Below are 9,724 nucleotides of genomic sequence, written 5' to 3'. Positions count from 1 at the left end.
TATCATGCTGGAACAATCTGCAAAAATATTCGTGGCAGGCCATCGGGGACTGGTGGGTTCTGCCATCTGGAACAACCTGAAGCAGCGCGGATATACCAACCTGACGGGACGCACGCATCAGGAACTGGATCTGCTGGATCCGATGGCCGTGAAGCGGTTCTTCGACGAGGAACAGCCGGAAGCAGTGGTTCTGGCAGCCGCTCATGTGGGCGGAATTCTGGCAAACCTGCACTACCGGGCGGACTTCATCTACCAGAACCTGCAGATTCAGCAGAATGTCATCGGGGAAAGTTTCAGACACGGTGTCAGAAAACTGCTGTTTCTGGGAAGTACCTGCATCTATCCGCGGGAAGCTCCCCAGCCGATGAAGGAAGAGGCTCTCCTCACCTCCCCGCTGGAATATACCAACGAACCGTATGCCATCGCAAAGATTGCGGGACTGAAAATGTGTGAAAGTTTCAACCTGCAATACGGCACCAATTATATCGCCGTCATGCCGACCAATCTGTACGGACCGAATGACAACTTCCATCTGGAAAACAGCCACGTACTGCCGGCCATGATGCGCAAGATCTATCTGGCCAAATGCCTGAATGAAGGCAACTGGGAGGCTGTCAGAAAGGATATCGACCTGAGACCGGTGGAAGGGGTGAACGGAAGCTGTACGGAACAGGTGATTCTGGAAAAACTGGCCAAATTCGGTATCACGCCGGAAGCGGTAACCCTCTGGGGAACAGGCACACCGATGCGGGAGTTCCTGTGGAGCGAGGAAATGGCAGACGCCAGTGTCCACGTACTGCTGAATGTGGATTTCAAGGACATCTGTGCCGGAAAGGGAGAAGAGATCCGCAACTGCCACATCAACATTGGTACCGGCAAGGAGATCAGCATCCGCGAAGCTGCCGAAATGATTATCCGCGAAGTGGGCTTCCGGGGAGAACTGCGATGGGACCGCTCCAAACCGGACGGAACCCTGCGCAAACTGACGGACGTAACCCGTCTGCATGCCCTGGGATGGCACCACCGCATCGAAATAGACGAAGGAATTCATCGCCTTTATGAATGGTATCAGAAAGGTATCTGCATCAACCATCAAACTGTATAACAGAAGAAAAAGATATGGAGAAAGAGAACTGGTATGCGATGTATGTACGCATGCACCACGAAAAGAAGGTGGCCGAAAAGCTGGGACAAATGGGAGTGGAACATTATCTCCCGGTACAGGAAGTTGTCCGGCAATGGAGCGACCGCCGCAAGAAGCTGCAAGTGGTGGTCATCCCGATGATGATCTTCATCCGGGCTTCCGAACAGGTACGACTGTCCGTGATGAGAAACATTCCATCCGTGAGCGGCTGTCTGATAGACCGCTGCACTCACCGGCCGGCCGTAATCCGCGACGAGGAAATGCAGCGTTTCCGCTTCATGCTGGACTATTCGGAAGAAGCTGTACACTTCATCAATACTCCCCTCGCCCCGGGACAAAAGATACGGGTCATCAAGGGACCGCTGGCAGGACTGGACGGCGAACTGACGGAAATCGACGGAAAATCACAGGTGATGGTACGCATCGAACAGCTGGGATATGCTTCTGTGGAAATGCCTGTCGGATATGTGGAAGCAACACCGGAAGACAGCCCGGCAAAATAAACGAATTCAAACTAAAAGCAAGAATAAGCAATGAAGAAACTACTCTCACTTCCACCCAACCTGGTGGAATGCTTTTATGACATCGAGAAAGCAGACCGCAAAGAATGGTTCTGCACCTCTGACCCCATCGGAAGCAAGCTGGGATCAGGAGGCGGAACTGCCTGGCTGCTGCAAGCCTGTAAAGCCAATGAAAACAACGAAGAAGCCCTGACTGACTGGCTGGCCAAGGAAAAACGTATCCTGCTGCATGCAGGAGGACAGAGCCGCCGTCTGCCGGGATATGCTCCTTCCGGAAAGATACTGACTCCGATACCGGTGTTCCGCTGGGAACGCGGACAACGGCTTACCCAGAACCTGCTGTCCCTGCAGCTGCCGCTTTACGAGCAGATCATGCAGAAAGCACCGGATTCACTCCACACGCTGATTGCCAGCGGAGATGTTTATATCCGTGCCGGAAAAGCCCTGCAGGACATTCCGGAAGCAGACGTCGTATGCTACGGACTGTGGGTGGACCCGAATCTGGCCAAAAATCACGGAGTCTTCGTGTCTTCACGCAACACACCGGAGCGTCTGGACTTCATGTTGCAGAAGCCTTCCGTAGAACAGCTGGGTGACCTGATGCAGAACTATCTTTTCCTGATGGATATCGGTATCTGGCTGCTGAGCGACCGCGCAATTGACCTGATGGTGAAACGTTCGATGAAGAACGGCAGTCTGGGATTCTACGACATGTATTCGGAATTCGGACTGGCTCTGGGTGAACATCCGCGGATCGTGGACGAAGAACTGAACCAGCTGAGCGTAGCCATTCTTCCTCTGCCGGAAGGAGAATTCTACCACTACGGAACCAGCCGCGAAATGCTGTCATCGACACTGGCCGTACAGAACCTGGTCATCGACCAGCGGGCCATCATGCACCGGAAGGTGAAACCCCATCCGGAAATGTTCGTACAGAACGCTGTGCTGAACTACCGGCTGACGGCCGAAAACTCACAGACCTGGGTGGAAAACAGCTGCGTAGGAGCCAGATGGACGCTTCACAACCGCAATATCATCACGGGAGTACCGATGAACGACTGGACACTGAACGTGCCGGAGGGAGTCTGTATCGACGTCGTTCCTTTCGGAGAGAGTGACTACGTGGCACGTCCGTACGGATTCAACGATGCCTTCAAGGGAGCGCTCGACAATCCGGACGTGATGTATCAGGGACGTCCCGCCGGAGAATGGCTGGCAGCCCGTCAGTTGAATGCGGCCGATATCGAACAGAATCACGACCTGCAGGCAGCACGGATCTTCCCGGTATGCAAGGACACGGAACAGCTGGGTCTCGCCCTGCGATGGATGACTTCGGAACCGGAACTGGAAGCCGGACGGAAGGTATGGGAAGAAGCCAGAAAGGTATCGGCCGACGAAATCTCTGCTTATGCCAACCTGAGACGGCTGACTGCCCAGCGTGAGGCATTCCGGAAAGACAGCTGGAACGCACTGGCACGCAACTGGGAACAGAGTGTGTTCTATCAGCTGAACCTGCAGGAAGCTGCGGAAGCGTATGCTGCAGAAGGGCTGGAACTGCCGGCTCCACTGCCGGAAACCGCTCCGCTGATGACCCGCATCAGTGACGCGATGTTCCGTTCACGTACCCTGACTCTGAAAGGACAGGACGGCAAGGAACAGGAAGATCTGGCATTCCGTCTGATGCGTGAAGGACTGACCGCTACCGTCAACAAACGCCAGCATCCCCGCATGTCGGTCTATGCCGACCAGATTGTCTGGGGACGAAGCCCGGTACGTATCGACCTGGCAGGCGGATGGACAGACACCCCACCCTACAGTCTGATGGAAGGTGGAAACGTGGTGAACCTGGCCATCGAACTGAACGGACAGCCCCCGTTGCAAGTGTACGTGAAACCCAGCAAGGAGTATCAGGTGGTACTGCGTTCCATCGACCTGGGAGCCATTGAAATCATCCATACTTACGAAGAACTGGCAGGATTCAACAAAGTAGGTTCACCCTTCTCCATTCCTAAGGCAGCACTGGTACTGGCCGGTTTCCACCCGGATTTCAGTACGGAACATTATGCATCTCTGGAAGAACAGCTGAAAGCATTCGGTGCAGGTATCGAGGTTACTCTCCTGTCGGCTATTCCGGCAGGTTCAGGACTGGGCACAAGCTCCATCCTGGCTTCGACGGTACTGGGAGCAGTCAACGATTTCTGCGGCCTGAACTGGGACAAGCACGAAGTATGCAACCGCACGCTGATTCTGGAACAGCTGCTGACTACCGGCGGCGGATGGCAGGATCAGTACGGAGGTGTGCTGCAGGGTGTAAAACTGCTTCAGACACAGTCGGGATGGGCACAGAATCCGTCCGTACGCTGGTTGCCGGAACATCTGTTTACCGATCCGGAATACAGCAAGTGTCACCTGCTTTATTATACCGGCATTACCCGTACGGCCAAAGGCATTCTGGCAGAAATCGTACGCGGCATGTTCCTGAATTCCACTTCACACCTGCAACTGCTGGGTGAAATGAAACAGCATGCTCTGGATCTCTACGACGCGATCCAGCGCAACGACTTCGAAGCTACCGGACGACTGATCCGCAAGACCTGGCAGCAGAACCAGCTGCTGGATGCAGGAACCAATCCGCCGGCCGTAGCTGCACTGACCGGTCAGATTGACGATCTGTGTCTGGGTTACAAACTGCCGGGAGCCGGTGGTGGCGGTTATCTCTACATGGTAGCCAAGGATCCGGAAGCAGCCGTACGCATCCGTCAGATCCTGCAGCAGAATCCGCCTAACAGCCTGGCCCGTTTCGTAGAAATGAGTCTGTCAGACAAAGGTCTGGAAGTGAGCCGCAGTTAAACAAGCGAACCGTAACTAAACAAAAATCCCTCTATTTCAACTCCGGAACTCAGTTGAGCCAGAAAAATGAAATAGAGGGATTTTATATTATTCCACGTAAAGTACCAGTCCTTTGAGGTATTCGCCTTCTGGATGGTAAATATTCACCGGATGATCTCCCGGCTGAGTCAGCTGATGGAGAATCCGCACGCTGCGTCCGCTCTGGGCAGCAGCCGTAAAGACCGCATTGCGGAAATCCTGCTTGTTGACCACCTGTGAACAGGAGAAAGTGAACAGGATGCCTCCCGGACGAATCTTTTCGAAAGCCTTTGCATTCAGTTTGGTATAGCCTCTCAAGGCATTGCGCAAGGCATCCCGGTGCTTGGCAAAAGCAGGCGGGTCAAGAATAATCAGATCGTACTGGTCGCCCATCCGGTCGAGGAACTTAAACGCATCTTCCGCAAAAGCCTGGTGACGTGCATCACCGGGGAAGTTGAGTTCCACATTCTCATTGGTCAGATCGATCGCTTTGGCAGAGCTGTCCACGGAATGCACCAGGTTCGCTCCTCCGCGCATGGCATAGAAAGAGAAACCGCCGGTATAACAGAACATATTCAGTACGTTCCGTCCCTTAGCGTAGTGTTCCAGCAGATGACGGTTCTCACGCTGGTCGACAAAGAAACCGGTCTTCTGTCCCTTGAGCCAGTCCACATGGAATTTCAGTCCGTTTTCCATGGCGATATTCTCCGGACTGCCTCCCTTGATGAAACCGTTCTCGGTAGCCAGCAGATCCGCCTTGAAAGGCAGGGTTGTTTCCGACTTGTAGTAAATGTTCTGGATTACATCCCCCATCACTTCGCTCAGAGCATCGGCAATTTCCATGCGATAGACATGCATGCCGGCAGAATGAGCCTGCATGACCGCCGTATGATCGTAAACGTCAATGATCAGTCCCGGCAGGTTATCGCCTTCTCCGTGTACCAGACGATAAGTATTGTTCTGCGGGTTACCGATCAGTCCCAGAGCACGGCGCAAATCCTTGGCCACCTCCAGACGGCGTACCCAGAACGCATGGTCAATGGTTTCCTGACGGAAAGAAAGCACACGCACCGCAATGCTTCCCACCTGGAAATGACCACAAGCTATAAATTCTTTCTGTGAGGTATAAACATATACTACTTCCCCTTCTTCGGGCTCTCCCTCCACACGGGCAATAGCCCCAGAAAACACCCACGGATGGAAACGCTTCAACGATTCCTCCTTACCGGGTTTCAGATATACTTTCTTATAAGACACGTTTATTGTATAATTAAAAAGGTTATCACTGTTTTTCAATCCGGTAGTCACCTGTCCGGCGCAACTCTTCCAGATATTCATAAATCCGTACGCAGGCCCAGGCATCGGTGGCCGCATACAACTGCTGGGCTTCCGTCAGCGTTTCCGCTTCCCAGTTGGACAGCCGTTGCGTTTTCGAAATCTTCTCCCCGAAAAGCAAGGCATAAATCTTTTGCAGACTCATCTCTTCAATGCCGAAATGAGGCACATAATCCTGAAGTTCCACCCAGTTTCCCGTGCGGGGATCCTGCCGGTTTCTGCGGCTCAGCATCCGGAAATCATCCTTCAGCGAAAGTCCCACCTTGAGCACATCGTTCTGGAGAAACTCTTCCAGGAAATCGGGCAATCCGATATGGTTCAGCCGAAACAGGAAACAAGCATCTGCCGTAGCCACCTGCAACAACGCCACCTGATTCACCATTCCCTTGCGAAAAGAAGGGCGGGTTTCCGTATCTACTCCCACCAGTGCATGAGAATTCAGGTATGCAACAGCCTTGCGTGCATCGGCTTCGGTATAAATGACATAAATCCGTCCGGGGAAAACCACCTTCGGCAGTTCGGCAATTACTTTTTTGTCTATTTTGTTCGGTATGACAATCATTCGTTTTCTATCGGTTGTTTTTAATCTATTCCTCTCCCATATCCAGACCTTCGTACAGTTCGTCTTCGGTCACTCCTTCATCTTCAAACCCGCAATCGTCTTCCTCGTCGTCTGCTGCGTGACGGCTGTATTTCACTTCATGCAAGGCCCGCATCAGATTGACCAGACGCTGTCCCCAGAACTCGGCAAACTGTTCCCGGCAGATCACCAGAGAATCGTTCATGGTCTGCTCCAGTCCCAGACGGAACACGCAGATAAAGTCCTTCACCGACTGGTAGATGTCTGCCAGTCCTTCGGAAACGGTCTGATGAATCGGAGTATCACTATACATCATATCATCGAGAAACACTTCCAGATAGTCATCACGGTCGCCCATCAGTGCCGCCACTTCCCTGCGCAACTGCTCATAATCGCTCTCGGTCACGAAGGTTTCGGGATCAAAATCCTCCATCCGCTCACATTCGGGAAGCAGCGATGCCTTCAGATAAAGCAAGGGCAGCAGTTTCAGGGCCGTATCAACAAACTGACTGCGTTTCTGCTCGGAAACCCGTTCCAGGAAACCGCAGAATTCGGCAGCCACCGTGACAAACTCCACTGTATTTTTATCAAATATGGCTTGTGTATTCTTTTTCATATTCATTTGTCCATTAACCTTCGCAAAGGTACGAAAAAAATTTCTCAGTTTTAGTTTTATTCGTACATTTGCGGGGTTATTCAGATAAAAACAGCATCAAATGAAGAAAAAAACAGATACCAAGACTACAGAACAGAAGCGAGTTACAACCCAGAAAGTTGTTACGGCTCTTAAAAGTGAAACGGCACATTTCGTCATCGGACTGTTGTGCGTCATATTCGGCGTCTACATGCTGCTGGCGTTCAGTTCTTTCTTTTTCACGGGAGGCAACGACCAGAGCATTCTGGCACATCCTAACCCCGGAGAACTGCTGGAAACAGGCAACCGCATCCAGAACTATGCCGGTACACGGGGTGCCCAGCTTTCACAATACCTGATCAATGACTGCTTCGGAATTCCGGCCTACTGCATCATCGTGTTCCTCATCGTTGCAGGCATGAAGCTGATGAAAGCCTATAATTTCAGCCTGCGGAAATGGTTTGCAGGCTGCATGACCGTCATGATCTGGTTCTCCATCACTCTGGGACTGATTTTCGAAGGTCCTTTTGAAAACTCATTCATCTATCCGGGCGGTCTGCACGGATATAATGTCAGCCGCTGGTTCTGTTCCCAGATCGGAACACCGGGACTGATTCTGGCCCTGCTGGTAACAGCCATTCTTTTCTGTGTGGCACTGACCAGCAAGACAATGCCTTTCGTACGCAAGGCGCTCCGTCCGAACCTCCGCAGAAAAGGAAACGATCCGCAGCCGGCCGATCCGGAACAGCCCGACGAACCGCGTCCGACCGAACCGACTGCAACAACTCCGGGACCGGAAATTCAGGAAGAAAAGACGGAAGATATCCCGGCAAAGAAGATATCAGAAACTTACGCTGCTTCTTCCAGTACTCCTTCACCCAAAGTGACTGAAGTATATGAAGAAGAGGAAGATAATGACAAGAACGAGCCGCAGTCAAAGGCCCACGAAATTGAACTGAGTCTGGACGAAACTCCGGTCAGGGAAAGTAAGGCCAGCGACATGCGGGTGGAAATCGCAACCGGAGAAAAAGCGGATCTGCTTCCTTCCGGCGGTGAACCGGCTTTCGAGATCGACGAGAAAACCAGCGAAGAGGATGAAGCCTATACCGGCGACGTGACACAGCCTTACAATCCCCGTCTGGATCTGGAACACTACAAATTCCCGACCCTGGATCTGCTGAACACTTACAACGACAACGAGCCGACCATCGACATGGAGGAACAGAATGCCAACAAGGACCGTATCATCAAAGTGCTCCGCAGTTTCGGCATCGAGATCAGTTCGATCAAGGCCAGTGTGGGTCCGACCATTACGCTTTATGAGATCACTCCTGCCGAAGGTGTCCGCATCTCCAAGATCCGTAACCTGGAAGACGACATTGCCCTGAGCCTTTCTGCCCTCGGAATCCGTATCATCGCTCCGATCCCGGGCAAGGGAACCATCGGTATTGAAGTACCGAACGCCAATCCGCGCATCGTTCCGATGAGCTCCATCCTGGCCAGCAAGAAGTTCCAGGAAACCACTTTCGACCTGCCCGTAGCACTCGGAAAGACCATCACCAACGAAGTGTTTATGGTGGATCTGGCCAAAGCGCCTCACATGCTGGTAGCCGGAGCAACCGGACAGGGTAAGTCTGTCGGTCTGAATGCCATCGTGACTTCCCTTCTCTACAAGAAGCACCCCAGCGAACTGAAGTTCGTCATCATCGACCCGAAGAAGGTGGAATTCGCCATCTATGCGCCGATTGAACGTCACTTCCTGGCCAAGCTGCCCGACGGAGAAGACGCCATCATCACCGACGTGACCAAGGTTGTACAGACCCTCAATTCGCTCTGTGTGGAAATGGATACCCGTTACGACCTGCTCCGCAAGGCAGGCTGCCGTAACATCAAGGAATACAACGCGAAGTTCATCAGCCGCCAGCTGAATCCGGAAAAAGGACACCGGTTCATGCCGTACATCGTCATCATCATCGATGAGTTCGGCGACCTGATCATGACTGCCGGCAAGGAAGTGGAACTGCCGATCTGCCGTATTGCCCAGCTGGCACGTGCTGTCGGTATCCACGCCATCATCGCTACCCAGCGACCGACCACCAACATCATCACCGGTACCATCAAGGCCAACTTCCCGGCCCGTGTGGCATTCCGTGTAGCTTCCATGATGGACTCACGTACCATCCTCGACCGTCCGGGAGCCCAGCAGCTGATCGGTAAGGGAGATATGCTCTACCTGCAAGGCAACGACCCCGTCCGTGTGCAGTGTGCCTTTGTCGACACTCCGGAAGTGGAAAAGATCGCCTCCTACATCAGCAAGCAGCAGGGCTATCCGACTGCCTTCATGCTGCCTGAATACGTGGACGAAAACGCCGAACCCAGTGCTGCTGCCGACGTGGACATGAACCGCCTGGATCCGCTGTTCGAAGAAGCAGCCCGTCTGCTGATCTATCACCAGCAGGGTTCAACGTCTCTGATCCAGCGTAAATTCTCCATCGGATACAACCGTGCCGGACGTATCATGGACCAGCTGGAACGTGCAGGCATCGTCGGGCCGACCAACGGAAGCAAGGCGCGCGAAGTGCTGTGCATGGACGAAAACGACCTGGAAATGCGAATGAGTTCCCTGAAAAACTAAACTACAT

At 53.0% G+C, this 9,724-nt stretch carries 7 protein-coding genes; 4 read left to right on the top strand and 3 right to left on the bottom strand.

Going from position 1 to position 9,724, the window contains the following annotated elements; translation table 11 throughout:
• Positions 1-4: 4 nt before the first annotated feature.
• Genes BACCOPRO_RS03055 through BACCOPRO_RS03045 form a run of 3 tightly spaced genes read left to right on the top strand, consistent with a single transcriptional unit; the run spans position 5 to position 4,515 of the window.
• Complete coding sequence (locus BACCOPRO_RS03055; RefSeq protein WP_022278312.1) at positions 5-1,105, top strand: GDP-L-fucose synthase family protein; 1,101 nt, start codon at positions 5-7, stop codon at positions 1,103-1,105.
• 14 nt (positions 1,106-1,119) lie between these two features.
• Positions 1,120-1,647, top strand: coding sequence for a UpxY family transcription antiterminator (locus tag BACCOPRO_RS03050; RefSeq protein ID WP_008140812.1), 528 nt, complete (start codon positions 1,120-1,122; stop codon positions 1,645-1,647).
• 30 nt (positions 1,648-1,677) lie between these two features.
• Complete coding sequence (locus tag BACCOPRO_RS03045; RefSeq protein ID WP_008140810.1) at positions 1,678-4,515, top strand: bifunctional fucokinase/fucose-1-phosphate guanylyltransferase; 2,838 nt, start codon at positions 1,678-1,680, stop codon at positions 4,513-4,515.
• 87 nt (positions 4,516-4,602) lie between these two features.
• Here BACCOPRO_RS03045 and BACCOPRO_RS03040 read toward each other — a convergent pair whose 3' ends face one another.
• The 3 genes from BACCOPRO_RS03040 to BACCOPRO_RS03030 are packed head-to-tail and all read right to left on the bottom strand — an operon-like array spanning position 4,603 to position 7,064.
• Complete coding sequence (locus BACCOPRO_RS03040) at positions 4,603-5,790, bottom strand: class I SAM-dependent rRNA methyltransferase (protein ID WP_040311082.1); 1,188 nt, start codon at positions 5,788-5,790, stop codon at positions 4,603-4,605.
• A gap of 25 nt (positions 5,791-5,815) precedes the next feature.
• A complete protein-coding gene (locus BACCOPRO_RS03035; RefSeq protein ID WP_008140806.1) occupies positions 5,816-6,430 on the bottom strand; it encodes a 3'-5' exonuclease in 615 nt (204 codons plus the stop codon).
• 25 nt (positions 6,431-6,455) lie between these two features.
• On the bottom strand, positions 6,456-7,064 hold the full coding sequence (locus BACCOPRO_RS03030; protein WP_022278309.1) for a DUF5063 domain-containing protein: 609 nt from the start codon (positions 7,062-7,064) through the stop codon (positions 6,456-6,458).
• A 100-nt stretch (positions 7,065-7,164) separates the two neighbouring features.
• On the opposite strand from BACCOPRO_RS03030, the gene BACCOPRO_RS03025 reads away from it, so the two are divergent.
• The gene (locus BACCOPRO_RS03025) at positions 7,165-9,717 is read left to right on the top strand and encodes an FtsK/SpoIIIE family DNA translocase (protein WP_008140802.1); all 2,553 of its coding nucleotides are present in this window, start codon (positions 7,165-7,167) and stop codon (positions 9,715-9,717) included.
• Positions 9,718-9,724 lie beyond the last annotated feature (7 nt).

It is taken from the genome of Phocaeicola coprophilus DSM 18228 = JCM 13818 (genome assembly GCF_000157915.1).
GTDB classification, from domain to species: domain Bacteria; phylum Bacteroidota; class Bacteroidia; order Bacteroidales; family Bacteroidaceae; genus Phocaeicola; species Phocaeicola coprophilus.
Note: the sequence above shows the minus strand (reverse complement) of the source record. Positions and strands in the feature narration are given on the sequence as shown.

What these genes read in the sequence shown, in the direction of transcription:
- BACCOPRO_RS03055 (WP_022278312.1), top strand. Translation starts at nt 5, where the DNA reads ATGCTGGAACAATCTGCAAAAATATTCGTGGCAGGCCATCGGGGACTG.
- BACCOPRO_RS03050 (WP_008140812.1), top strand. Translation starts at nt 1,120, where the DNA reads ATGGAGAAAGAGAACTGGTATGCGATGTATGTACGCATGCACCACGAA.
- BACCOPRO_RS03025 (WP_008140802.1), top strand. Translation starts at nt 7,165, where the DNA reads ATGAAGAAAAAAACAGATACCAAGACTACAGAACAGAAGCGAGTTACA.
- BACCOPRO_RS03045 (WP_008140810.1), top strand. Translation starts at nt 1,678, where the DNA reads ATGAAGAAACTACTCTCACTTCCACCCAACCTGGTGGAATGCTTTTAT.
- BACCOPRO_RS03030 (WP_022278309.1), bottom strand. Translation starts at nt 7,064, where the DNA reads ATGAAAAAGAATACACAAGCCATATTTGATAAAAATACAGTGGAGTTT.
- BACCOPRO_RS03035 (WP_008140806.1), bottom strand. Translation starts at nt 6,430, where the DNA reads ATGATTGTCATACCGAACAAAATAGACAAAAAAGTAATTGCCGAACTG.